The organism is Micromonospora sp. NPDC049274 (genome assembly GCF_040678875.1).
Lineage (GTDB): Bacteria > Actinomycetota > Actinomycetes > Mycobacteriales > Micromonosporaceae > Micromonospora.
Genome location: NZ_JBFAQS010000007.1, coordinates 19,180 through 42,331 on the forward strand (window position 1 = coordinate 19,180; position 23,152 = coordinate 42,331).

General features: G+C 70.0%; 21 protein-coding genes. 7 read left to right on the forward strand and 14 right to left on the reverse strand.

The window, feature by feature from the left end; translation table 11 throughout:
- Nucleotide 1: 1 nt before the first annotated feature.
- The 4 genes from AB0K10_RS15135 to AB0K10_RS15150 form a co-directional block, all read right to left on the reverse strand.
- Complete coding sequence (locus AB0K10_RS15135; protein ID WP_363684247.1) at nucleotides 2-2,128, reverse strand: molybdopterin oxidoreductase family protein; 2,127 nt, start codon at nucleotides 2,126-2,128, stop codon at nucleotides 2-4.
- A 150-nt stretch (nucleotides 2,129-2,278) separates the two neighbouring features.
- A complete protein-coding gene (locus AB0K10_RS15140) occupies nucleotides 2,279-2,578 on the reverse strand; it encodes a hypothetical protein (protein WP_363683682.1) in 300 nt (99 codons plus the stop codon).
- A 26-nt stretch (nucleotides 2,579-2,604) separates the two neighbouring features.
- On the reverse strand, nucleotides 2,605-3,291 hold the full coding sequence (locus AB0K10_RS15145; RefSeq protein ID WP_363683684.1) for a Type 1 glutamine amidotransferase-like domain-containing protein: 687 nt from the start codon (nucleotides 3,289-3,291) through the stop codon (nucleotides 2,605-2,607).
- A gap of 105 nt (nucleotides 3,292-3,396) precedes the next feature.
- Nucleotides 3,397-6,495 (reverse strand): hypothetical protein, encoded by a 3,099-nt coding sequence (locus AB0K10_RS15150; protein ID WP_363683686.1) that lies wholly within the window; start codon nucleotides 6,493-6,495, stop codon nucleotides 3,397-3,399.
- 120 nt (nucleotides 6,496-6,615) lie between these two features.
- Between AB0K10_RS15150 and AB0K10_RS15155 the strand changes: the two genes are divergently transcribed.
- Nucleotides 6,616-7,161, forward strand: coding sequence for a GNAT family N-acetyltransferase (locus AB0K10_RS15155; RefSeq protein WP_363683688.1), 546 nt, complete (start codon nucleotides 6,616-6,618; stop codon nucleotides 7,159-7,161).
- Here AB0K10_RS15155 and AB0K10_RS15160 read toward each other — a convergent pair.
- A complete protein-coding gene (locus tag AB0K10_RS15160) occupies nucleotides 7,143-7,670 on the reverse strand; it encodes a hypothetical protein (RefSeq protein ID WP_363683690.1) in 528 nt (175 codons plus the stop codon). The genes AB0K10_RS15155 and AB0K10_RS15160 overlap by 19 nt on opposite strands.
- 180 nt (nucleotides 7,671-7,850) lie before the next feature.
- Between AB0K10_RS15160 and AB0K10_RS15165 the strand changes: the two genes are divergently transcribed.
- Nucleotides 7,851-8,690, forward strand: a complete 840-nt coding sequence (locus tag AB0K10_RS15165; protein WP_363683692.1) for an ATP-binding cassette domain-containing protein — start codon at nucleotides 7,851-7,853, stop codon at nucleotides 8,688-8,690.
- Between the two features lie 68 nt (nucleotides 8,691-8,758).
- On the opposite strand, the gene AB0K10_RS15170 is transcribed toward AB0K10_RS15165, so the two are convergent.
- A complete protein-coding gene (locus AB0K10_RS15170) occupies nucleotides 8,759-9,247 on the reverse strand; it encodes a response regulator transcription factor (protein WP_363683693.1) in 489 nt (162 codons plus the stop codon).
- Nucleotides 9,248-9,319: 72 nt separating this feature from the next.
- On the opposite strand from AB0K10_RS15170, the gene AB0K10_RS15175 reads away from it, so the two are divergent.
- A complete protein-coding gene (locus AB0K10_RS15175) occupies nucleotides 9,320-9,826 on the forward strand; it encodes a hypothetical protein (RefSeq protein WP_363683695.1) in 507 nt (168 codons plus the stop codon).
- A 103-nt stretch (nucleotides 9,827-9,929) separates the two neighbouring features.
- Here AB0K10_RS15175 and AB0K10_RS15180 read toward each other — a convergent pair whose 3' ends face one another.
- The 7 genes from AB0K10_RS15180 to AB0K10_RS15210 all read right to left on the reverse strand — a co-directional run bounded on the left by AB0K10_RS15180 (nucleotide 9,930) and on the right by AB0K10_RS15210 (nucleotide 18,353).
- Entirely contained in the window at nucleotides 9,930-11,138 is a 1,209-nt protein-coding gene (locus AB0K10_RS15180) for an iron-containing alcohol dehydrogenase (protein WP_363683697.1), read from the reverse strand.
- A gap of 138 nt (nucleotides 11,139-11,276) precedes the next feature.
- On the reverse strand, nucleotides 11,277-12,737 hold the full coding sequence (locus AB0K10_RS15185; RefSeq protein ID WP_363683699.1) for an NAD-dependent succinate-semialdehyde dehydrogenase: 1,461 nt from the start codon (nucleotides 12,735-12,737) through the stop codon (nucleotides 11,277-11,279).
- Between the two features lie 250 nt (nucleotides 12,738-12,987).
- Nucleotides 12,988-14,064, reverse strand: coding sequence for an ABC transporter ATP-binding protein (locus AB0K10_RS15190; protein ID WP_363683701.1), 1,077 nt, complete (start codon nucleotides 14,062-14,064; stop codon nucleotides 12,988-12,990).
- Complete coding sequence (locus AB0K10_RS15195; RefSeq protein WP_363683703.1) at nucleotides 14,064-15,131, reverse strand: ATP-binding cassette domain-containing protein; 1,068 nt, start codon at nucleotides 15,129-15,131, stop codon at nucleotides 14,064-14,066. The genes AB0K10_RS15190 and AB0K10_RS15195 overlap by 1 nt, the downstream gene beginning before the upstream one ends.
- A complete protein-coding gene (locus AB0K10_RS15200) occupies nucleotides 15,131-16,042 on the reverse strand; it encodes a carbohydrate ABC transporter permease (RefSeq protein ID WP_363683705.1) in 912 nt (303 codons plus the stop codon). The genes AB0K10_RS15195 and AB0K10_RS15200 overlap by 1 nt, the downstream gene beginning before the upstream one ends.
- Entirely contained in the window at nucleotides 16,042-16,950 is a 909-nt protein-coding gene (locus AB0K10_RS15205) for a sugar ABC transporter permease (protein WP_363683707.1), read from the reverse strand. Before AB0K10_RS15205 ends, AB0K10_RS15200 begins: the two co-directional genes overlap by 1 nt.
- Nucleotides 16,951-16,988: 38 nt before the next feature.
- On the reverse strand, nucleotides 16,989-18,353 hold the full coding sequence (locus AB0K10_RS15210) for an extracellular solute-binding protein (RefSeq protein WP_363683709.1): 1,365 nt from the start codon (nucleotides 18,351-18,353) through the stop codon (nucleotides 16,989-16,991).
- Nucleotides 18,354-18,704: 351 nt separating this feature from the next.
- Between AB0K10_RS15210 and AB0K10_RS15215 the strand changes: the two genes are divergently transcribed.
- From AB0K10_RS15215 to AB0K10_RS15225, 3 genes are all read left to right on the forward strand, one after another.
- Nucleotides 18,705-19,448 (forward strand): GntR family transcriptional regulator, encoded by a 744-nt coding sequence (locus AB0K10_RS15215; RefSeq protein WP_363683711.1) that lies wholly within the window; start codon nucleotides 18,705-18,707, stop codon nucleotides 19,446-19,448.
- Between the two features lie 87 nt (nucleotides 19,449-19,535).
- Nucleotides 19,536-20,105 (forward strand): DJ-1/PfpI family protein, encoded by a 570-nt coding sequence (locus AB0K10_RS15220; protein WP_357103282.1) that lies wholly within the window; start codon nucleotides 19,536-19,538, stop codon nucleotides 20,103-20,105.
- Nucleotides 20,106-20,124: 19 nt separating this feature from the next.
- Complete coding sequence (locus tag AB0K10_RS15225; RefSeq protein WP_363683713.1) at nucleotides 20,125-20,949, forward strand: alpha/beta hydrolase; 825 nt, start codon at nucleotides 20,125-20,127, stop codon at nucleotides 20,947-20,949.
- A gap of 43 nt (nucleotides 20,950-20,992) precedes the next feature.
- Here AB0K10_RS15225 and AB0K10_RS15230 read toward each other — a convergent pair whose 3' ends face one another.
- Nucleotides 20,993-21,454, reverse strand: coding sequence for a MarR family transcriptional regulator (locus AB0K10_RS15230; protein ID WP_363683715.1), 462 nt, complete (start codon nucleotides 21,452-21,454; stop codon nucleotides 20,993-20,995).
- Between the two features lie 187 nt (nucleotides 21,455-21,641).
- Here AB0K10_RS15230 and AB0K10_RS15235 point away from each other — a divergent pair, with 187 nt between their 5' ends.
- Nucleotides 21,642-23,102 carry a DHA2 family efflux MFS transporter permease subunit gene (locus AB0K10_RS15235; protein ID WP_363683717.1) on the forward strand — a complete coding sequence of 487 codons (1,461 nt, stop codon included), beginning with the start codon at nucleotides 21,642-21,644 and terminating at the stop codon, nucleotides 23,100-23,102.
- Nucleotides 23,103-23,152 lie beyond the last annotated feature (50 nt).

Here is a 23,152-nt window from a genome sequence, read left to right on the forward strand (position 1 = left end):
CTCAAAGAGATGCTGGATTGGGCGGTTGGCTGGTCAACAGGTCGGTGTCGTCCGGGCCGCCCACGCGCGCGATCGACACCGCGCAGGATTTGAAGGCCGGCATCCGCGAATGGCGGTCCAGCGTCGGGTCGGTGAGCGCGTTCACGGAGGAGCTGCCGGCCCAGTGGAACGGTGCGAAGATGGTGTCGCGGCGGATGCCGTTGGTGAGGCGCGCCCGGAAGAGAGCCCGCCCGCGTCTGCTGCGCAGTTCCACCACGTCGTTGTCGGCGATGCCGTGCCGGCGGGCGAGGTCCGGGTGCAGCTCCGCCCGAGCGTCCGGCAGCGCCATGGTCAGGGCGCCGACCCGGCGGGTCTGGTTGCCGCTCTGGTACTGCTGCATGTTGCGGCCGGTGGTCAGCACGTACGGGTAGTCGGCGTCGGGCAGTTCCGCCGGATCGCGGTGCTCCACCCGGAAGAACCTCGCCCGCCCGTCGGCGGTCGGGAATCGGTCGGTGAACAGCCGGGGCGTACCGGGATGGTCCTCGCTCGGGCACGGCCAGAAGACCCCCTGCTCCGCCTCGATGCGCTCGTACGTGATGCCGGCGTAGTCGGCCGTCCCGCCGGCGCTGGCCCGGCGCAGCTCGTCGAAGACGCGACGCGGATCGTCGTCGAAGTAGCGACCGCGCCCGAGCCGGCCGGCGAGGTCGGCGAGCATCCGCAGGTCGGTGCGGACCTGCGGCGGCGGCGACAGGGCCCGCTTACGGCGAATGACGCGCCCCTCCAGATTCGTCATCGTGCCGTCCTCCTCCGCCCACTGAGCCGTGGGCAGCACCACGTCGGCCACGGCTGCGGTCTCGGAGAGGAAGATGTCGGAGACGACAAGTAGGTCCAGTGCCCGCAGCCGGTCCATCACCCGGTTGGTGTGCGGGGCCGACACGGCGATGTTGCTGGCGAGCACGAGCAGCACGCGTACCCCGCCGTCGGTCCCGAGCCGGTCGAGCATCTCCCACGCCGACCGGCCCGGTCGGGGCAGCTCGTCCGGGTCGATGCCCCAGACTGCCGCGACGTGCGCGCGCGCCGCGGGGTCGTCCAGGCGTCGGTAGCCGGGCAGTTGATCGGCTTTCTGTCCGTGCTCGCGGCCACCCTGCCCGTTGCCCTGCCCGGTGATCGTGCCGTAGCCGGAGAAGGGCCGTCCGGGAAGGCCCAGGGCGAGGGCGAGATTGAGGTACGCCTGCGCGGTGTCCGTGCCGTTGCTGTGCTGCTCGGCGCCGCGAGCGGTGAGTACCATCGCGGACGTCGCGGTCGCCAGCAGCCGTACCGTCTCTCGCAGGTCCCGTTCCGGTACGCCGGTCATCCGCTCCACCCGGTCCGGCCAGTACGCCGCGACGGTGGCCCGGACCGCTTCGAACCCGCTCGTACGGTCGCGCACGTACGTCTCGTCGACCAGGCCCTCGCGGATCGCGACGTGCAGCATCCCGTTCGCCAGGGCGAGGTCCGTGCCGGGCAGCGGCTGCAGGTGCAGATGAGCACCCCCTGCGGTGGTCGTCCGGCGGGGGTCGACGACGACGTGCCGCGCGCCGGCGGCCCGACCGGCGTCGAAGTACTGCATGGACGGCGGCAGCGCGTCCGCCGGATTCGCGCCGACCAGCAGCACGGCCTGCGCCTGGGCGATGTCGGCCAGGGGGAACGGCAGGCCCCGGTCGATCCCGAGGGAGCGGTTGGAGGCGGTCGCCGCGGACGACATGCAGAACCGGCCGTTGTAGTCGATCGACGCCGACCGCAGCGCCACCCGGACGAACTTGCCCAGCGCGTACGCCTTCTCGTTTGTCAGCCCGCCGCCACCGAAGGCCCCGACGCTGTCGCGGCCGTACCGGTGTTGGCTGGTACGGATGGCGTCGACGATACGGTCGAGGGCCTCGTCCCAGCCCGCCGGTCGCAACGGGCTGGTGCGGTCGGCGGGATCCTTGCGGACGAGCGGGCTCAGCAGCCGGTCACTGTGGTCGAGAAGGTCGGCAGCCGTCCAGCCCTTGGCGCACAGACCGCCCCTGTTGACCGGGAATTCGGTGGGCGCCAGCCGAGGCGGCCCGTCGCCGGTCGTCAGGGAGATCCCGCACTGCATGGCGCAGTAGGGGCAGTGCGTATCGATCATGGGCGATGCGCTCACCCGTCCGATGCTTGCCGGACACTGTTTCCGATCCATACCGGGGTCGTAACGCTCTGCGACCCTCGGGCCGCCAGGAAATCGCCCGCGACATCGAAAGAGAAGGCCAGCCCCCGGCCCGGCCGCCCGGTGCGACGTTCAGTTCTCGGGCAGCCGCAGCCGCGCGATGCGGCGATCGCCGTCCAGGGCGCGCATCGCCCGGGCCAGCGTCGCGGTGTGCAGCTCGTCCTCGCCGCGTTCGAGCATGGTCTCCGCGGCCACGCCGATCGCCCTGGCCTCCGCCGCCAGCGCCTGCGCGGCGAGGACGCAACCCCGTGCGTCGAAGTGACCGCTGTCCCGAGCCGGGTTGAGTCGGGCCACCAGGTCGATGATGCGCAGGTAGCGGTCCACGAGTTCCTGCTCGGCGCGGGTCAGCGCGGGGAGCTCTCGTTCCGTCATCGCATTCCTTCCGGGGCATGCCGCGGTCAGGGGTTGAGCAGTCTCCAGTCGCCTTCCGAGATGACCTCGACGGTGCCATCGACCACCTTGATGGCGGTGTTGTCATCGATGGCGTAGGTCGGGACCGGGATTGTGGACGCCCACTTCTGGATGTGGGACAGCTCGGTGTCCTCCATGTCCGGATGGTTGAGGTGGGGGTACAGCGTGAAATCCACAAGCCCCAGCGCCCGGTCGGCGTCCTGCGCCATGTCGCTGCCGTCAGGAACGAATCCAAGGTCGAATTCGGCGTCGCAGTTGTATCCGGTGACCGCGATGCTCCCGGCGCTGACCCCCACATAAACCGTGTCGGTCAGCGACGGCAGAAGGTCGGCCAGGCCCGACTGGCGCAGCCAGTAGGTCAGGTACAACACGTCGCCGCCCCAGACGAGGATCGCATCGGCCTCGCGGACCGCCGACACCCAGTTCTCCTTCCGAATGGTCGGCAGCGCGGTGAGCTCCAACATCCCCAGGGATTTCCAACCGAGCTGGGACAGCGGGATCTGCGCGTGGCCGTGGATCGCCTTCCACGCCTTCTCGCCTCCGCCGGGGAAGGGGTAGACCCCGGTGGGGACGAACAGGGCGCTGGCCTCGGCGATCGGCTTGCCCAGCAGGTCGACGAGCGCGTCGGAGATGCTCGGGTTGCAGATGCCCCCCGACGTGAGAAGGAACTTCATGGAATCCGCCCTCCCGAAGCCATCGCCCTACCTTGCCAGTTGACCGTTGCTCGCGGTACTCGTGAACGTCAGGGGGCACACGCCGACAGAGGTCGGGGCGGGCGGTCAGGCGGATCGCCGGTGGCGGCCGAGGGACAGGAGCAGGCCGGCGGCGGCCAGGGCGACTCCGGCGGCGGCGGTGTATGCGGGGAGTTGGGTGGGAATGCCGAGGTAGACGGTGATGCCCAGGATGCGGGACAGGCCCCAGGGCAGCAGGGCGAGCTGGTCATTCCACACCGTCAGCGCGCGTTCCAGGCCCACCACCGAGACCAGGGCGGACAGCACGCCGAGGGGCACACCTGCGGCGGTGAGGGTCAGCCCGACGGCCCTTCGGCGGCGCAGGCCGTACCGGTCCCGCAGGACCACGGCGACGACCACGAACAGCCAGCAGAACGCCGCGAACGCGACGGTGACGTACGCCGCGCGCACACTCGGCGCGGTCCAGAAGACGAACCAGTAACCGCCCGGTCCGCGCCCGGCGAGCGCCGCCAGCAGCAGTACGCTGCGCAGCAGCGCGACGCCGCCGACCACCGCCCACAGGTGGAACGGATCCCGGCGGCCGACGACGAGGCGTACGACGAGGGCGAACAGCGCCCACCCACCGAGGGTGACCAGCAGGTGCGCCGGCGCGGCGAACCAGGTCAACACGAGCCGGCTCGCCACCAGCACCACCGCCGGGACCAGCCACACCAACACCCGGTCCGCCCGCGTCGTGGGCGTCGGCAGCGCGGCGACCCGCCACGGCCGGAGCGCGCCGAGCAGCAACCCGCGCGCGGCGCTCGCGCCGAACCCGCGCCCGTACCGGCCGAGCAGCGCCACCAGCAGGATCGCCCCGAGCATCACCCGGGCCGCCCAGGCCATCGCCGGGTCCCGGTCGGCGCGGCGCGCCCCGAGATCGGCGGCGGTGAAGTTGTACGCGGGCAGGTCCAGGTCGGCGCCGTAGCGCTGCCGGTGCGCGTCGCGCGCGTCGTGGTACGCCGCCGCGGCCAGCCGCCAGTCGTGGCGGGCGGCCGGGTCGCCCGTGTCCAGCCACTGCGCGTGCCGCAGCACCATGGTTCGGTACGCGCCAAGCGTCTCGAACAGGTCGACCTGGTAGTCGAGAGTCGCGGTGAAGCGCCCGCGCAGTTCGGCGTCCCGCCAGGTCGCCGGTGCGGTCGCGGCGATCAGGTCGCGCATGCGCCGGGCCAGCACGACAGCCTGCGTGCCCTCCTCGATGGCCTCGTCGACGCGGCCGCCGGTCACCGCGTAGATGCTGTCCAGCGCGGCGGAGTCGCCGGTCGGGATGTCCCACTCGAAGATCCACATCATGGGTGGCGGTTCCAGTCCGAGCGCCCGTACCGACCGGTCGGCGTACGGACCGATGTAGAGGCCCTTGGTGATCGCCTGCCGGGACAGCGCCATGGCCTGCCCGATCGCGGCGACGGTGGCCGGGTCGCCGGAGAACGTGCGGTACGCCCAGTCCGCCGTGACCTGCGCCGGGTCGGCGGTCGGGTCCCAGGCCAGGCGGCCGACGGCGTAGGTGTTGAGGTCGTAGAGCTGCCAGAACCCGGTGCGCAGATACAGCGACATGGGCCCGGCGCGCAACGGACCGCCGTCCTGGGTCCAGTTCCAGACACCCTCGACGTTCGGGTTGGCGGCAAGGAAGGCGCGCAGCGCCTCGCGGTGCAGCGGGCCGAGGTCGTTGGGCAGCGAGCCGAACCCTTCGAACTCGCGTCGCGCCTGGAACTCCACGATGCGGCGGTGCCTGCCGCCCAGCAGGGTGGTGTTCAGCGGCAGATGGCTGTAGAAATCGCCCAGGGTGTACTTGGTGGACACGATCAGGTGCGGGTCGTCGAGGCCGCCGAGGACCTTCGCGTACGACACCGGGTTGGTGTGCAGGTCGCCGACGGCGCCGACGCCCACCGTCCACGTACGGAAGATGATCTCCTTCCCGGCTGGGCCCGCGGTGTCCAGCAGCGCCCGCAGCATCGCGCGCACGGACGCCTCCGTGGTGACCGCGAGCCGTGACGAGTAGTCCCAGCCGGTTCCGGCGTACACCTCGCCGCCCTCACCGACGCGGACCATCAGGCCGTCGACGAACGGCATGCTCTCGAACAGCTCGGCCAGACCGGCCTGGTAGACCGCCCACAGCCGAGGGTCGGCCGCGTCGAGGCCACCGACGGTCCGCGTCAGGTACGCCTCCAGCGGGGGCGACACCGCGAGCATGTCGGTCAGCAGGAAGACCCGCACGCCCATGTCCTCGGCGTACCGGAAGACGGGACCGAACGCCGCGACCATCGCCCGTGCGCGGTCGACGTGCGGGTCCCCGGGCGGGTAGACCGCGCGCCCGTCGCCGACCTTCGCGAACGTGACGTACTCCAGGAATCCGGGCACGACGATTCCGTTGTATCCCTGCGCCACCGAGTTGTCGACGAACTGCCGAAACTGCGCGTCGATGCGGGCCACCGCGCCGGCGTCCACCCACGGCGCGCGAGGCAGCACCGCCGACCCGACCACGTCGGTGTTCAGGCCATAGTCGTCGCCGGGGGCGAAGACGGCCGGGTCGGGCTCGCGCCCCACCGAACCCGCGTCGGTCAGCCGCAGGCCGAGCCGGGGGATGACCACCCGACCCGCGTCCGCCGCGGGGAGCGCCTCGGCACCGGAGCGGATCCGGTCGGCCAGCCGGTACATCCCGGCTGCCACGCCCGCGACGTCACCGCCCTGGACAGCCAACTCGGTGCCGCGCACGTCGAGCCGGTACGACTCGGGCGTTCCGCCGAGGGTGGCCAGCACGCCCGCCCGCAGCGTGCTCACCGCCGACAGGTCCGGGGACGCGACGCGCGCCGTGTCGGGCGCCGGCACTGCCGTCGCGGACCTGGCCGGGCTCGACGCGGCCGGGGTGAGCACCGGCCGCGGCAGGCCGCGGAAGACGACCGCGTCGGCGACGGCGGCTGCGGCCTTCCGGAGGCGCGGCTCGTCCGGCACGACGAGGGACGCCAACGGCGGGACCGGCGCGGGGGCGAGCGCCGGCGCGGCGGCGGCGTCCTCGTGCGGCACGGCGGCGGGAGCGTGGCTCAGGCCCAGCGTGTCGCCGACAGCCCAGGCCGTGGCCGCGCCGAGCGCCAAGAGGACCGCCGCGGCGACGAGCAGCGGGTACGGCCGGCGGGCCGGGGCAATGCGAGCCACGCTCGCATCGTAGTGGCCGCACCGGCCATCGTCCTCGACGAGCAACGGGTTGCACTGAACGCTTCGAGGTCAGACGCACTGACCATCGCCCCGTGGGCTCCGAGATGCTACGAAGGGGACATGGCTGACGCGACGATCTCCCCTGACGCCACGTCCCTGGAGACGTCGCGGCTGCTGTTGCGCCGCTGGCGAAGCGATGATCTGGACGGGTTCGCCGCGGTCAACGCACAGCCCGAGGTGATGCGCTATATCCATGACGGCCGCACCCTGGACCGGGCCGCGACCGCGAAGCGCCTGGTTACCTATCAGCGGCACTGGGACGAGCACGGCTTCGGCCTGTACGCGGTGGTGATCAGGGAGACCGGCGAGCTGGCCGGTTTCACCGGACTGGCGGTGCCGACCTTCCTGCCCGAGATCATGCCGGCCGTGGAGATCGGCTGGCGGCTCGGCCGCGCGTACTGGGGCCGGGGTCTGGCAACCGAGGCGGCCCAGGCCGTTGTCGCCCACGCTCGTGCCCGGTTGGCCCTGCGGCGGCTGGTCAGCATCCACATCGTCGGGAACGAGGCGTCCGCACGAGTGATGGTCAAGCTGGGCATGTCGCTGGAGCGCGAAACGGTGCAGCCGGACACCGGCCGCCAGGTCCGGGTCTACGCGATGGACCTGTAGAACAAGAGGCAGGCGCCTGCGACGTGCTGGTGGCGGTGATCGGCGGTCAGGTGCTGTAGAGCCCGTCCCACGGTTCGGTGAAACCCGAGGCGGTCCGGGTACAGCTCGATCCGGTCGCCTCGCTCAGCGTCAGACTCGTCTATCAAGCCAAACGTGACACCGTCATGGACCACGCGAAACAGTTGGACGGCGATGTCGCCGTACTGCCAATCGGGTAGCTGATCGAGCAGGCCGGCCAGACGGGCCTCGGCCTGGGCGCCAAGCTCACCTCGCAGATACGGAGCTGTCGCCACCAGCGAGATGTCGGACCGGCGGTGACGGCCGTCGACGTCGAACAGGTGCAGATAGGCGTACCAGCGGATCCGTTCCCGGTCCGGATCCGGCTCGGGGTCATCGTCGCGGTGCGCGCCGTGTATCCCCGCGTAGAACTGGCCGTCGGCGTATCGCCCCACCCTGTCGGTGCGGTAATCCGGCTCATGCGAAATCGGCACCAGATCCGGTAGCGACACACCGGCGACGATACCCTCCAAAGCTGTCGCGCAGTGTCGACGACGCCCCGTGTTGGCGCCGGTCAGGCTCCCGCCGGGCGTCAGCCGAGGGTTCGTACGCCGGCGGTGGTCCTGGTCACTGACCTGCGTACCGGTCTGTGGCAGCGTGCAGGGCGACCGTCGCCGTACCGAGAGAAGGCCATGCTTCCCAGGATCGCCGAGACGCAACCGCCGCCGCCCGTCGTCGAACTGCGCGACGTCACGTTCCGGCGGGACGGCAAGCAGATCCTGCACGGCATCGACCTCACCGTGCGCGAAGGGGAGCACTGGGCGCTCCTCGGCCCGAACGGCGCGGGCAAGAGCACACTGCTGGGATTCTGCGGCGCGCTGACCCATCCGACCTCGGGAACCGTGCGGATCCTCGGTCAGCAACTCGGCCGCGTCGACCTGCAACAGCTGCGCAGGGCGATCGGTCACGTGAACCCCCGCCATCCGCTGCGATCGCCCCTGACCATCCGTGAGGTCGTGCTGACCGGGCTCGTCGGATCGATCGACCTGCCGCCGCGCTGGCAGCCGACCCTGGACGACCGTCATCGGGCGGACTCCCTGCTGGGCATGTTCGGGCTGGTCGACAGGGCCGACGAACGCTGGCCCACCCTCTCACAGGGCGAGCGGGGTCGCGCCCTGATCGTCCGGGCGCTCATCAGTCAGCCGCGACTACTGCTGCTGGACGAGCCCTCGACCGGTCTCGACGTCGCGGCCCGGGAACAGCTGCTCGAAACCGTCGACCTGCTCCGCGAGACCCACCCCCGCCTCGCTTCGATCATGGTCACCCACCACCTCGAGGAACTTCCGGCGACGACCACCCACGCGATGCTGATCAGCGGCGGCAGCGCGGTCGCCGCCGGCCCGGCCGATGAGACGGTCACGACCGCCCAGGTGTCGGCGGCCTTCGCACACCCCATCGAGGTACGTCACGAGGACGGGCGCTGGGCGGCCCGCGCAGGGTCCGTCCGCCGGTTGGCGGCCGCTACCGGCTGACACCCTTCCGGTACGCCTGCGACAGACCGGGGCCGAGGCGACCGTCGGACGGTGGCCGGGCCGGGCGGTCAGAGACGTGACACCAGGCCGGATTCCCATGCCCACGCGGCTATCCGGACGCGGGTGACGTTACCGAGCTTCATGGAGATGTGGCTGACGTGGGTCTTGATGGTGCCCGGAGCGATGTGGAGTGTCGCGCCGATCTCGTCGTTGCTCAGTCCGCGTGCCAGGAGCTTGGCGACGTCACGCTCCCGTGCGGTCAACGGCGGGTCGGGCTGGAGTGGCTCCCGGCCGGCTCTGAGCCTTTCCAGTAGGCGGACGGTGACTTCCGGGCTGATCAGGGCGCTGCCGGCGAGCGCGGCTCGAACGGCCTCGACGAGCAGCCCAGGTGCCGAGGTTTTCAGCAGGAAGCCGCTCGCACCGTCGCGCAACGCCCTGGTGATGTACTCATCCTCGTTGAAGGTGGTCACGACGATCACCCTGGTCGCCAATTCGGATGTGGTGGCTATGCGGCGGACGAGCTCGAGGCCGTCGATTCCGACGGCACCAGGGGCCACGACCCGCAGGATCTGCGACGCCGCCGCGCCTCCGCCTGGATCCGTACGGGCAGGATCGCAACCTACGTCGCGATGGCGTGCCCGCTGCCCTACGCGCTGATCCGGCTGGCGTGGTCACGAGGTTGGGCCGTCGGAGCACCTGAGCCGTTCGTCGCCTCCCTGCTCCGCAACCAGCCGGAGAACGTGTACATCGAGCCGACCCTCGCGTCGTTCGCGATAGGTGGCGTCGTCCTTACCTCTGGGCTGCTGTCTCGGTGGGGAAGGTTGTTCCCACGCTGGATCCCCGGACTGCGTGGCAAGGTCGTACCGATGTGGTTCCCCCTGCTGCTCGGCGGGTCGGCCGTCGTCGGCATCTTCGCGTTCGGCCGTGGACTACTGCTGGCACAGTTGGGCGTGCAACTGCCTGGCCAACTCGACACATTCCAGTTGTGGGGAGAACCGGTCTACGACCGGGCGTACTGGGGTGCGGGCGGGCTCGGCTGGTGCCTCTTTCCGCTGTGGTCGACCTCATTGGCGGTCGCACTCGCCGGCTACTACTACCGCTACGCCCCGTCCGACCAGGAGTTGGTGCGGCGATAATCGATCATGTCGGGGAAGTGGCGATCACTCGTCCCGGCGGGCAACACCACACCTCGTCATATGGGGACGGCAGGTCGCTGTCGCTGCTCGGCGTCAGGACACGTCATGTCCGGTCCCCGGTCCAGGCCGCTTCGAGGATCGCGGTGAGACTGGCGGTGTCGGTCGGGCCGGGATGGTTCTGGATCAGGCGGGTGACGCCACCGGCCATCTCCGCGAAGCGCGGGAGGTCGGCGCGTGCCACGCCGATGTCCGCCAGGGTGGGCGGGATGCCGATGTCGGCGAGGAGCCCGTCGAGCCAGGTGAGGAACGTGTCGGCGGCCTCTGCCTCCGAGGCGTCGGTGACGTCGAGCCCGCACACCCCGGCGAGGATGGCCAACCGGTCGCTGATGGCATCCCTGGCCGCGTCCAGCGCGTAGGGCAGTAGCAGTCCGACGCCCAGGCCGTGCGGCGTGTGCGTGGCCGCGCCGATGGGGTACTGGAGAGCGTGCGGGGCCGCGTTGCCCGCGTGGGAAAAGGCGAGCCCGGCGAGCATGGACCCGTAGGACATGTCCGCGCGCGCCTCCGTGTCGCCTCCGTTGTGGACAGCACGACGCAGGCTACGGGCGATCCGCTCCGCGGCCAGGAGCGCGTAGTGGTCGGTGATCGAGTTGCGGCCGAGGAAAACCTGCTCCACCGGGTCGCGCGGTCCAAGGGCGCGGGGTCGCGCGGTGTAGCTCTCCACCGCGTGACAGAGCGCGTCGATGCCGGAGTGGGCGGTGACGGTCGCCGGGCAGGTGTAGGTGAGTTCGGGGTCGACGATGGCGAAGTCGGGCACGATGTGGACGCTGGAGACCCCGACCTTCAGCTCGCGGTCCGGGTCGGTCAACACCGAGACGGGGGTGAGCTCGGAGCCGGTGCCCGACGTCGTCGGGACCGCGACGAGAGGAATCGTCGGCCCCGGCACCTTCGACTCGCCGTAGAAGTCGCGCGGCGTCCCACCGTGGCGGCGGATGACTCCGACGATTTTGGCGAGGTCGATCACCGTGCCGCCCCCGATGGCGAGGATCACGTCGGCGTCCACCCTGGCGGCGGCCGAGACGGCCAGGGCGACGTCGGCGAGTGGCACGTCGGAGGTCGCGTCGGAGAACACCTCGACGGCGTCGACCTTCTTCCGCACGGCGGCCACGATCTCGGCCACGCCAGGCTGCCCCAGAAGAACTTGGTCGGTCACGATGAGGACCCGCGAGCCGCTCTCGGCCACCACTCGCGGGATGTTCTGCGCGACCCCTTCACCCACGATCAGCTGGCGTGGTCCGCGGACGGTCTCAAGCATGTCGGTGCCTCTCCGGAACGTCGGCGGCGATGTGCTGGGCGGACGTCGAGGTCACCTGCGCGACTCCGACGGCATCGGCAGAGTCGGCCGCTCGGGTGGCGCGGGCGCGCGTTGCAGGCGCGCGGAGCAGCGGACCGGTCACGGTAGGTCGATCGCCGCGTAGGTGAGGTCGAGGTACTCGAGGATGCCCTCGTGTGATCCCTCCTTGCCGATCCCGGACTGCTTCACGCCTCCGAACGGAGCCGACGGGTCCGAGATCAGACCACGGTTGACACCGACCATCCCCGTATCCAGCCCCTCGGTGAACTTCAGCGCCCGCTGGAGGTCACGGGTGAAGACGTATCCGACCAGGCCGTGCTCGGTGTCGTTGGCCTTCGCCAACACCTCGTCGTCGGATGTGAACGAGATGATCGGCGCCACCGGGCCGAAGATCTCCGCCCTGAGCATCCGCGCATCGTCGGGCACGTCGACGAGGACCGTGGGTGGGTAGAAGTGGCCCGGCCCGTCCGGGCGCTCGCCGCCCACCAGGACCCGGGCGCCGCGATCGACCGCGTCGGCGACGAGCCCGTCGATCGTGGTGACCGAGGCCTCGTCGATCAGCGCTCCGACGTCCACGCCGTCGTCGAGACCATGGCCCACCGCGAGCGCGCCCATCCGCTCCACGAAGCGCGCCGTGAACTCCTCGCGTACCGGCTCCTCGACGTAGATCCGGTTGGCCGCGATGCAGGACTCCCCGATGTTGCGCATCTTGGCCACCATGGCGCCGTCGAGCGCGACGTCCAGGTCGGCGTCGGCACAGACGATCAAGGCCGCGTTGCCGCCCAGCTCCATGGAGGTACGCAGGACGTTGTCCGCAGCCTGTCGGAGCAGCACGCGTCCGACCTCGGTCGACCCGGTGAACGACAGCTTGCGGGTCCGACTGTCGGCGAGCAGTGCGGCGACCACCTCGCCGGAACGCTTGGTGGTCACCACGTTGACGACGCCCGGGGGGACGCCGACCTCCTCCATGATGCGAGCCAGGAACAGCATGGTGAGTGGCGTCTGGCCCGCCGGCTTGGTGATCGTCGTGCAGCCCGCGGCCAGCGCGGGAGCGATCTTGCGGGCACCCATGGCCAACGGAAAGTTCCAGGGCGTCACGAAGACGCACGGTCCGACCGGCTTCGGCACGGTGAGGATGCGATATCCACCTGCGGGAGCGGTGCTGTAGCGCCCCTCGACGCGCACCGCCTCCTCGGCGAACCAACGGAAGAACTCGGCGCCGTACGCCACCTCTGCCCGCGCCTCGGCGAGCGGCTTGCCCATCTCGAGCGTTATCAGCCGGGCGACCTCCTCGGATCGCTCGGTCAGCGCCCGGTACGTCGCGGTCAACAACTCGGACCGTTTCCGCGGCGGGGTCGCCGCCCACTGGGCCATTGCCGTGCTCGCCGCGTCCAGAGCGGCGAGCCCGTCGGCGACGCCGGCGTCCGCCACCTCGGCGATGGTCTTGCCGGTGGCCGGATCCTCGACGGCAAAGGTCGCTCCGCTCGCGGCGTCGCGCCAGGCGTCGCCGATCCGGAGCCGCCGGTGCTCGGGGGCCAGGACGTTCATCGGGTCACTCATCGCGTCGCCTCCTGTGCTCTTCTTGGTGCTGTCCGGCGTGCTTCAGCGGGCCGCACGCTGCGCATGGACGGCCGGTTCACACGCCCTCGTCGGGGACGAGGGCGCCGAGCGGGTCGAAGGTGGCCGTCGCCCCGTCCGAAGGGCGACGGCCCGTGCCACCGATCGCCTTCTCAGGCCGCGCTCACCGGTGACGGTCCGTCGACGCTCGACTGCCACGTGCGGGCGCATGGGTCGTCGCCGCCCGCCGTGGCTACCGCCCAGCCTCGGAGAGCGACAACCCGGTACCCGCGTCGAACAGGTGTGCACGGTCCAGGTCGACAGCGACAACCAGCCGCTCGCCCGGCGTACCGGTGACTGTGGGTCGTGCCTTGACCTTGAGGATCTCCGTCCCCACTCGGACGTCGACGACCGTTCGGTCACCGAGCGGCTCAAGCCCGTAGAGCTCTCCCGACAACGACGCGTTTCCACGCTGCTCGACGGACAGGTCCTCCGCGCGCAGGCCCAGCAGCAGCGCACGACCGTCCTCGGCCGTGGTCCAGTGGGGCCGCGGCAGCGTCCAGCCTTCCGCACCGACCAGGCGATCTCCCTCGACGCGGCAGGCGAGCAGGCTGATCGGCGGGCTACCGACGAATCCCGCGACCCACTGGTTGGCGGGACGCTCGTACACCTCGGTCGGCGTTCCGACCTGTTGCACCTTCCCCTCCTTCAGGACCGCTACCTGGTCGGCCATGGACAGGGCCTCGACCTGGTCGTTCGTCACGTAGACGAAGGTTGCTCCGAGGCTGCGGTGGATGCGGGTGAGCTCGGTGCGCATCTCGACGCGGAGCTTGAGGTCGAGGTTCGTAAGCGGCTCGTCCATGAGAAACGCGCGCGGGCTACGGACCAGCGCCCGGGCCAGGGCAACACGCTGCATCTCACCGCCGGACAACTGCGCGGGACGACGCTGGAGCAGACGTTCGATGTGCAGCAGGCTCGACATCCGCTCGACGGCGGCGGCGATCTCGCTCGACGAACGGCGGCGTGCCCGCAGCGGCGATGCGATGTTCTCGTACACCGTGTGTCGCGGGTAGAGGGCGTAGCTCTGGAACACCATGGCCAGGTCGCGTGCGGCCGGGGCGTCAGCTGTCGCGTCCCTACCGTCCAGATGCACCGACCCGGCGTCAAGATTCTCCAGGCCCGCGATCGCACGCAGGGTCGTCGTCTTGCCCGCACCGGAGGGCCCGAGCACGACGAAGAACGAGCCGTCCGGCACGTCAAGCGTCACCCCGTCCAGGGCCTGGACCTTGCCGAAGGACTTGCACAGCCCCTGCGCTGCCACGGTTCCCATCAGGCCACCAGTTCTTCCGTGCGCACGTCGTAGACCGCCGGCGTCGCGCCGGTGTGCCGCAGTCCGACCGGCGCGTCAGTGGCGAAACGGACGGTCGGTGGCATCCGAACCCGTACGTCGTGCTGGCCGCCGTGGTCGACCACGTAGATGATTTCGTCGCCCAGCCACTCCGCCGAGACCACGCGGGCCGGGATCGAACGTTCCGCCCCTGGTTCGGTGACTTCCAGCGCCTCCGGGCGGACGCCCGCGACCAGGGAACGGTCGCGCGGCAGGCCCGGCGGTGGCGTGAGGGCCAGGCCGCCCTTACTGCGCAGCGCCCCGTCGGCCACCTCCACCTCGATCAGATTCATCGGCGGAGAGCCGATGAATGCGGCGCAGAAAAGGCTCGCCGGACGGTCGTAGACCTCCAGCGGCGTGCCGATCTGCTCGACGCGGCCCTTGTTGAGGATGGCGATTCGGTGGCCGAGCGACATCGCTTCGACCTGGTCGTGGGTGACGTAGACCATCGTGGCCCCGAGCTCGCCCTGCAGGTGCTTGATCTCCGTGCGCATGTCCGCCCTCAGCTCCGCGTCCAGATTGGTGAGAGGTTCGTCCATGAGGAATGCCCGCGGCCGGCGTACCAGGGCGCGGGCGAGCGCGACGCGCTGCTGCTCCCCGCCGGACAGCTGGCGCGGTCGCCGGTCCAGGAGCGGACCAAGCCGCATCAGCCGGGCGGCCTCCGCGACCCGCTCGTGCACCTCCGCCTTGGGCAGTCCCTCGGCCCGTAGGGGGAACGCCAGGTTGTCGCGGGTCCTCAGGTGTGGGTAGAGGGCGTAGAACTGGAACACCATGGCGATGTCGCGATCGGCGGGACGCAGGTCGTTGACCAGGGCGTCGCCGATGCGGATGTCGCCGGTCGTCTGCCTCTCCAGGCCGGCGATGGCCCGCAGCGTGGTCGTCTTGCCGCACCCCGACGGGCCGAGCATCACGAACAGCTCGCCGTCGCCGATGGAGAGGTCGACGTGCTCGACCGCTACCGTCCCGTCCGGGTAGCGCTTGTGCAGCGCTGTCACCTCGATGCCCGCCATCAGCGTCGCACCGCCCCGAGCGTCACGCCTGCGACGAGGTGCTTGCGCACCAGGTAGGCGAAGACGAGCACCGGTAGGGCGAACACCACGGAGGCGGCGGCCACGAGACCCCAGTCCGTGGTGGTGCCACCGATGAGGCCGGCGATGGCGGGTGGAGCTGTCCGCACGTCGTCGCTGGAAGTGAGGAAGATGGCGAACACGAACTCGTTCCACGAGAAGATGAGTGCGAAGACCGCCGTCGCGGCGATGCCGGGCACGAGCAGGGGGAGGGTGTACCGCCAGAACGCCTGCAAACGGGTGTAGCCGTCGAGCATGGCGGCATCCTCGTACTCCGCGGGCACCTCGTCGACGAACCCCTTCATCATCCAGATCGTGAACGGGACGTTGAAGGCCGCGTAGATGAGGATCAGGCCGAGCTTGCTGTCGATGAGCCCGACCTGGCGGTACATGAGGAAGATCGGAACGACGACCACCACGGGCGGCATGAAGCGGGTGGACAGGATGAAGAACAGTTGGTCCTTCCTGGCCCGCACGGCGAAGCGTGAGTAGGCCCAGGCCGCCGGGACCCCCAGCACGGTGGCCAGCAGCGTGGAGACTCCGGCGACCACGACGGAGTTGAGGAACGCGACCGACAGTGCCGAGCGACCACCGCCGGGCGCGACGAACACGTCCTTGAAGTGGTCCATGGTGACGTTGAAGCCGAAGAACTTGGCCGGGATGGCGTAGACGTCGCGGTTGTCCTTGATGGACGTCTCGATCATCCACAGCACCGGAAAGAGCATCACGACGGCCAGCACGATCAGCAGCGTGACCTCCAGCCCGGAGCGGCCCCGACCGCCGAGGCGGCGCGCGGCGGGCGTGTGATCCGGGGCAGGACCTGTGGACACGGCCTCGTCGACGGAGACGGCCATCAGCCCTCCTTGAGCTTGTTCAGGTAGCGCAGGTAGAGCTGCGTGAGGACGATGACGACGAGGACCATGAGGATCCCGTACGCCGAGGCGGTGCCGGTGTTGAAGCCCAGGAACGCGACCTTGTAGACGTGGAACGACAACGTCTCGGTGGAGACACCCGGGCCCCCGCTGGTGAGGATGTAGACCAGGTCGAACAGCCGGAAGGCCTCGATGCCCCGGAACATCACGGCAATGAGCAGCAGCGGCCACACAAGCGGAAGAGTGATGGTGCGGAACCGGAACCACTCGGACGCCCGGTCGATCGAGGCGGCCTCGTACAGGTACTTGGGAACCGCGGTGAGGCCCGCGAGCGCGATGAGCATGATGAACGGCGTCCATTGCCAGGTGTCGACAACGATCAGGGAGAGCAACGCCGTCCGCTGCCGGGTGAGCCACTCCACCTGCCCCAGGCCGAGGGAGCCGAGCATGCTGTTGACCACGCCGAACTGCGCGTCGAGCATGAATCGCCAGAACAGCCCGACCACGACCGGCGACAGCATCATCGGAACCAGGAACAGGGTGGTGAGCGCTCCTCGCCCGTGCGTGCGCCGTGAGATCAGGTAGGCGATGCCGAAACCGAGCACGGTCTGCAGGGCGACCGCGCCGACCACGTAGATCAACGTCGTCAGGGCTCTCTGGTGGACCTGCGCCGACGTCAGAATCGCGGTGTAGTTGCCGAACCCGATGAAATTCGCGGGCCCTCCGCGGGTGGCCGAGTAGTCGGTGAAGGACAGGTACAACGCCCACAGCAACGGAAACACCGACATCGCGAGCAACAGCAGCAGCGCCGGGGAGATGAAGGCCACGGCGAGCCCGCGGTCGCCCAGCCGGCGGGACCGACCCGGCGCAGGTGGCGTCGCGGACGCCACCTGCCCGGGGTGGTCGGTCGTCAGAGGGACGGAGTCACTCACAGTCCGCCGCCGCCCTTGCGGCCGCTGGAGTCGAGCACGCCCTGCTGCTCCTTGGCGATGTCGTCGAGCGCGTCCTTCGGCTTCTTCGCGCCGTTGAGGGCCGCGTTCACGTTGGTGTTCTCGATGTTGACGAGGCGCGCGTACTCGGGCACGTTCCACATGTCCCGCATCCGCGGAACCGAGTCGGTGTACACCTGGTTGAACGGCCCGGCGTTGAGGAACTCGGGCGACTGCAGGGCGTCCGTACGCGATGGCACGCCACCCGCTGCGGCCCACTTCTTCTGGACGTCAGCCCGCTCGAACCACTTCATGAAGTTCAGGGCCTCGGCCTGGTTCGCCTTGGCGGAGTACGCCGACACGTGCATCCCCATACCGCCGAGAGGGACGAGGTTCGTCTTCTGGCTCGGCAGGGTGGCGAAGCCCAGCTTGTCGAGGATCTGCTTCCGCGTGGTGCCGAGCGTCGACTGCTTCGGGTCGAGCAGGCCGCCGCTCGCGGCGATCCAGTTGAACGCGATGCATGCCTTGCCCTGGGCGACCGCCGCGTTCGTCTCGTCGATGAACCAGTTGCCGGAGCCCTTGGCGGTCAGCGGCTTCATCTTGTTGACCAGGACGTCCATCGCCTCCTGGCCCGCAGCGTCGTTGATGACGCCGTCGATCTTGCGCGTCTTGGAGTCCCAGAGGTTGCCGCCGTAGATGCCGTTGACCGTGTTGTAGGTGACAGCCGCGGCGTCGGAGCCGTTGGCCTGGTGGAAGGCCAGCCCGCTGACGCCGGGGTTCTCCCTCTGGCACTTCTCGGCGGCGGAGATCATCTGGTCCCAGGTCTGCGGCGGCTTGTCGCCGATCAGGTCCTTGCGGTAGATCATCGTCCAGGTGTCGCCGAGCAACGGCAGTCCGTACAGGCTGGCGTTCTCGTCGCGCTTGCCGGTCTCCGCCTGGGGGAACTGGCCGTAGGCCGCCAAGAGGTACGGGTTGTAGGCCGCGACCTCGATGTTCTGCTTGACGAAGTCGGTGAGGTCGAGGATGTTGCCGTTCGTCACGGCCTCGCCGATGTGTTGCGAGTCCAGGACCGCGATGTCGAAGTCGGTCTTGTGCGCGGCGAACTGGGTGAACATCGCGTCGTGCCAGTTCGCGTTCGGCACGGTGTTGACCTTGATGGTCGCGTTCGGCCGCTCCTTCTTGTACTCCGCGTTCGCGAAGTCCTCCAGCGCGTGGGCGGGCGGCCAGTCGAACCAGATGAAGCTGAGGGTCAGCGGGTCCTTGGTGAGCTCCGGGATGGTCGCCGGCGCCTTGGGCGCGCTCGTCTTCGCGTCGTCGTCCTCGCCGCCGCCGCAAGCCGTGACGGTCGTCGCGAGCAGCAGCATGGCCGCCGCCGCCAGCCGTACCTTTCGCCCGGAAACGGATGTTCGTCGTGTTCGCCGTGGGTGCCGCATAGTCCTGCCTGCTTTCCGAGTGGGGACTTCTAGGGCCTCGCTATGTGCTTCGCCGAGCAGTTGCTGTGTTGTTCAGGCGCGTTGCCGGGGTGCTGCGGGAGTCGACCCGCGGGCCGGCGGCACGAGATCGAGGTAGAGCGATGGCGGGCGGCTCCGCGATGGTGCAGGATGCCGATCATCCGACGCTTTTCCTATAGGATCCAGTGGGGGCGTCAGCATCCCGCAGCGTTGTGACTGATGTCAACAGGTTCCCGAAGGCGCAAGAAAGGTCCTCACGCCACGATGGACGACGAAGCGATGATCGCGCGGGGCCGTAGGGCCGGGACGGGCGGAACGCCGCCGGGAAGAGCGGGCGGCCGGCTTGCCGACGAGGTGTACGACAGGCTGCTCGGACAGTTGATGTCGCTCCGGATCGAGCCTGGCGCCCGCGTCACGATCGACGTCCTGGCGCGGGAGCTGGGGGTCTCGCAGACGCCGATCCGAGACGCCCTGAACCGCATGGAGGCCGAGGGCCTGGTCGTGCGGGTGCCGCATGCCGGTTACCGCATTCCGCCCCAGATCACCCGGCACCGATTCGAGGACATGCTCGAGGTGCGACTGCTCCTCGAGCCGGCAGCGGCGCGCCGATCCGCCGAACGCGCATCCGCGGAACAGGTGGCCGGCCTGCGACGGATGCTGGAGGAGATGGCCGAGCTGGAAGGAGGCAACGGGCCGACAGCCTATGGCGCCTTCGGGCTACGCGACGCCGCGTTTCACGACCTCGTCGCCCTGAGCGCGGAGAACCAGGTCATCCGTGAGGCGCTCGCTCGCCTGCACAGCCACGTGCACCTCTTCCGGCTGCACCACGACACCCAGGTCACCCACCTGGCGATGGCCGAGCACGAGGAGGTGGTGGCCGCGATCGCCGCGCGTGACCCCGACGCCGCCGCCTACGCGATGCGTCGGCACATCCTGCGGTCCGGTGAGCGGTTCCGGCGATTGTTCGACGAGGCCAGGGACGCGGACGGAGTAGCGGTAGAGGCTTGACGGGCGGACGGGGCCGAGGAATGCTAACTCAATCGATCGGATCGGATTGGATCCACCTCACCCGTCCCCCCATGCGAGGAGAAGCAGGTGCCCAGAGCGCTGCTCCTGACCGGCGACGCCGCCGAGGAACTCGACACCATGTATCCCTACTATCGAGTCCAGGAGGGCGGCTGGGACGTCGACGTCTCGTCGCGGACGACGCGTGACGTGCAACTGGTCATCCACGAGTTCGACCCCAACTCGGACGCCTATGTGGAGAAGAACGGTCGGAAGCTGCCTGTCGACGTGCCCTGGGCCGAGGTCGACGTCGAGCGCTACGACGCCCTCATCATCCCCGGGGGACGTGCCCCCGAGTGGATCCGGGTCGACGCCGACGTCAGGCGCATCACCGAGCACTTCTTCGCGCGCAACCTCCCCATCGCGCTGGTGTGCCACGGCGCGCAGGTGCCAGCGGTGTACGGGCTGCTGAAGGGTCGAAAGACCGCGTGCTTCCCGCCCATCACCGGTGACATGGAGAACGCGGGCGCGACGGTCATCGACGCTCCCGACGTCGTGGACGGCAACCTCGTCTCCTGCCGTGGATGGCCCGACATGCCGCAGTTCGGCAGGGCGATGATGGAGCTCTTCTCGAAGTCGGTCAACTCCGCATCGGCATGAGCGCACCTGGCCTGTCCCGGTGACGGCACTTCGGACCGTCACAGTCGACGGCTCACCCGTCCACGTCCTGGAGGGCGGCACCGGGCCCGCGGTGCTGATGCTGCACGGCTCCGGACCCGGCACGACCGGGTCCGGCGCCTGGGCAGCGACGGCGCGAGCGCTGGGCACCTCGTTGCACCTGGTGGCTCCTGACCAGGCGGGGTTCGGCCGTACACCCGTTCCGGCGGGCTCCAGGGGCGGGCTCCGGACGTGGACGGAGCAGGCCGGGGGCCTGATGGACGCTCTCGGTTTCGAGCACTACGCCGTGGTGGGCCACTCCATGGGCGGCGCCGTGGCGCTGGCGTTGGCGGCCGCGCGCCCCCAGCGGGTCACCCGTGTCGTTGCGGTCTCGACGATGGGCGCCCCCGGGGCGCCGCTGTCCGCCGATCTCGACGCGGTCTGGGCCGCCCCCGCCGGCCCGACCGGGGCGCGGGACATGCTGAGTCGCCTCGTCCTCGACCAGGCGCTCGTCACCGATTCGGCAGTCGATGCCCGCGCGGCCGCGATGCGAGCGGGGGCCGCCGCGTTCGCGTCGTTGTTCCCTCCGCCCAGGGCACGATGGGTCGACGACCTCACCCTCTCGGCGCACACGCTGGCGGCGGTGCGCGCGCCCGTGCTGCTCGTGCACGGTGCCGAGGACCGGGTCACCCCGCTCGGGACGGCAGCCCAGCCCCTGCTCGCACACCTGGCCGATGTCCGTCTGCACGTGTTCGGCCGATGCGGGCACGTGCCGGCGATCGAGCACCCGCACGAGTTCAGGCAACTGCTGTCGTGCTTCCTCGGCCGGGACGCGGCAGGCCCTTGATCCAGGATCGACAACTGCGCGGGCTGACTCCCTGGTTCGGGTCTCAGGTTTCGGCGGCGGGCGTGACGACCGGGCGGGTCAGTCGCGCCACCACTGATGCCAGCCGGTCGTCGAAGGCGGCGGCGTCCAGTGCCGCACCGAGTTCGGCGCGGCTGACCCGGGTGGCCGCGGCGTGCCGCTCGGCGCCCAGGTCGGTGATCTGGCAGTAGACGCCGCGGCGGTCGTGGTCGCAGCTGACCCGGGCGGCGAGTTGTTTGGCGGTGAGGCGACTGACCAGGCGGCTCATCGAGGACTGGTCGAGGGCCACCGCGTCGCTGAGGTCCTGGATGCGCATGCCGCGCGGGTTGCCGCGGGTCAGTTCGTCGAGCACCAGCAGCTCGGTGAGGGTGAGGTCGAACTCCCGCACGAGGCGCTTGTCGAGCGTCTGGCCCAGGCGGCCGGTGAGGACCGTCAGTTGCCGCCACAGGTCGAGCACGTCCGGCTGACCGCCGCGTCGTTCCGCCATCCCGCCCTCCGAGTCGTCGCCGCATACGTTACACGTCCATGTGAAGTCAATGTAAACACATTCGTTATTCGTGAGCTCAGGGCCACCAGTGAGGCATGACAGGGCTTTAGGTGCCTGATGATGTGTGCGCCTGCATGTATTCTGTGCGCGTCAATCCGGACCGTACTGCCGCTCGGAGGTAACGACCATGGCCAGCGACACCAGTGCGCCCCGGCGCGCTCCCGGTGACAAGCCCGCTGTCCCGGAGGGCGACCGCCTCGATCCCGCATTCCTCAAGATGGCCGGAGTCCTGCTGCTGGCGCTGCTCATGGCCCTGCTGGACGAGACCATCGTCAACGTCGGCGTGGACCGCCTCGTCACCGTCTTCGGGACCTCGCTGTCGACCATCCAGTGGGTCACCGCCGGATACCTGCTCGCCGTCGCTGTCGCTACCCCGATCTCCGGCTGGGGCGTGGACCGGTTCGGCGTCCGTCAGATCTGGGTGTTCGCGGTAGTCCTGTTCACCGTCGGTTCGCTGCTGTCCGGCCTGGCCTGGTCGGCCGGCAGCCTGATCGCGTTCCGCCTGCTCCAGGGGCTCGGCGGCGGCATGATCTTCCCGGTCGTCCAGGCCGCGATCGCCCGCGCCGCGGGCCCGGCCAGGATCACCAAGGCGATGGGTCTGATCTCGATCCCGCTGACCGTCGGGCCGGTGCTGGGCCCGATTCTCGGCGGCTTCTTCGTCGACGACATCAGCTGGCGCTGGATGTTCCTCATCAACCTGCCGGTCGGTGTCATCGCACTGCTGCTCGCCCTTCGGACGCTGCCTGCCGACGCGCCGGACTCCGCAGCGCCGCGGCCACGCCTCGACGTCATCGGCCTGGCCCTGCTCTCACCCGGCTTCGCGGTGCTCATCTACGGGCTCACCACCGCGGCCCACCGGGGCGACTTCGGCGATCCGGCGGCGGTCACCGCCTTCGCCGTCGGCGCGGCGCTGCTGCTGGCGTACGTGCTGCACGCCCGCCGCGCGGCCGAGCCCCTGATCGACGTACGGCTGTTCACCCAGCGCGGATTCACGATGTCGGTGGTCACCATGCTGCTCGTCGGGGCGGTCGCCAACACGTTGCTGTTCCTGACTCCGCTGTACTACCAGCAGTCACGCGGATTCGGCGCCCTGCACGCGGGCCTGCTCATGGTGCCCTCGGGCATCCTCGGCGCCGCCGGGGCGATCTCCGTCGGCAAGGCCGGCGCCCGGCTAACCGCCCGCGTGACCGCTCCGATCGGGATGCTGCTCGCCACGATCGCCGCGCTGGTGCTGTCCGGCGTCGGTGACCACACCTCGACGGCCCTGACCGCTGTTGCGTTCGGCATCGGCGGCTTCGGCATCGGCTTCACAGTGCCCGGCCTGATGGCGTTCATGTACCTCGCGGTCGGCCCCGACGACGCCCCCCGGGCCACCAGCGCCCTGTTCATCCTCAACCAGATCGGCGGGTCGTTGGGCATCGCGGTGGTCGCTGTCGCATTGCAACAGCGGCTCAGTGGCGCATCGGGCTTCCCCTCGGAAGCGTACGGCCGGACGTACTGGCTGGTGGCGGGCTTCGCCGTGGTGGCGGGGCTCGCTGCGGCCCTGGTGCCCGGGCCGTGGCGGACCCCGGAGCACCAACGCGCGTGACGCTCGGCCCTTCCTCGACCGCGGAGTGCTGACGTGACAGTAGGAGGTGG

Bases quoted from the DNA above. Each gene is read 5' to 3' on its own strand.
- AB0K10_RS15215 (WP_363683711.1), top strand. From the start codon at position 18,705: ATGGACGACGAAGCGATGATCGCGCGGGGCCGTAGGGCCGGGACGGGC.
- AB0K10_RS15145 (WP_363683684.1), bottom strand. From the start codon at position 3,291: ATGAAGTTCCTTCTCACGTCGGGGGGCATCTGCAACCCGAGCATCTCC.
- AB0K10_RS15230 (WP_363683715.1), bottom strand. From the start codon at position 21,454: ATGGCGGAACGACGCGGCGGTCAGCCGGACGTGCTCGACCTGTGGCGG.
- AB0K10_RS15200 (WP_363683705.1), bottom strand. From the start codon at position 16,042: ATGGCCGTCTCCGTCGACGAGGCCGTGTCCACAGGTCCTGCCCCGGAT.
- AB0K10_RS15210 (WP_363683709.1), bottom strand. From the start codon at position 18,353: ATGCTGCTGCTCGCGACGACCGTCACGGCTTGCGGCGGCGGCGAGGAC.
- AB0K10_RS15235 (WP_363683717.1), top strand. From the start codon at position 21,642: ATGGCCAGCGACACCAGTGCGCCCCGGCGCGCTCCCGGTGACAAGCCC.
- AB0K10_RS15185 (WP_363683699.1), bottom strand. From the start codon at position 12,737: ATGAGTGACCCGATGAACGTCCTGGCCCCCGAGCACCGGCGGCTCCGG.
- AB0K10_RS15175 (WP_363683695.1), top strand. From the start codon at position 9,320: ATGGCGTGCCCGCTGCCCTACGCGCTGATCCGGCTGGCGTGGTCACGA.
- AB0K10_RS15155 (WP_363683688.1), top strand. From the start codon at position 6,616: ATGGCTGACGCGACGATCTCCCCTGACGCCACGTCCCTGGAGACGTCG.
- AB0K10_RS15135 (WP_363684247.1), bottom strand. From the start codon at position 2,128: ATGATCGATACGCACTGCCCCTACTGCGCCATGCAGTGCGGGATCTCC.
- AB0K10_RS15180 (WP_363683697.1), bottom strand. From the start codon at position 11,138: ATGCTTGAGACCGTCCGCGGACCACGCCAGCTGATCGTGGGTGAAGGG.
- AB0K10_RS15165 (WP_363683692.1), top strand. From the start codon at position 7,851: ATGCTTCCCAGGATCGCCGAGACGCAACCGCCGCCGCCCGTCGTCGAA.
- AB0K10_RS15140 (WP_363683682.1), bottom strand. From the start codon at position 2,578: ATGACGGAACGAGAGCTCCCCGCGCTGACCCGCGCCGAGCAGGAACTC.
- AB0K10_RS15195 (WP_363683703.1), bottom strand. From the start codon at position 15,131: ATGGCGGGCATCGAGGTGACAGCGCTGCACAAGCGCTACCCGGACGGG.
- AB0K10_RS15190 (WP_363683701.1), bottom strand. From the start codon at position 14,064: ATGGGAACCGTGGCAGCGCAGGGGCTGTGCAAGTCCTTCGGCAAGGTC.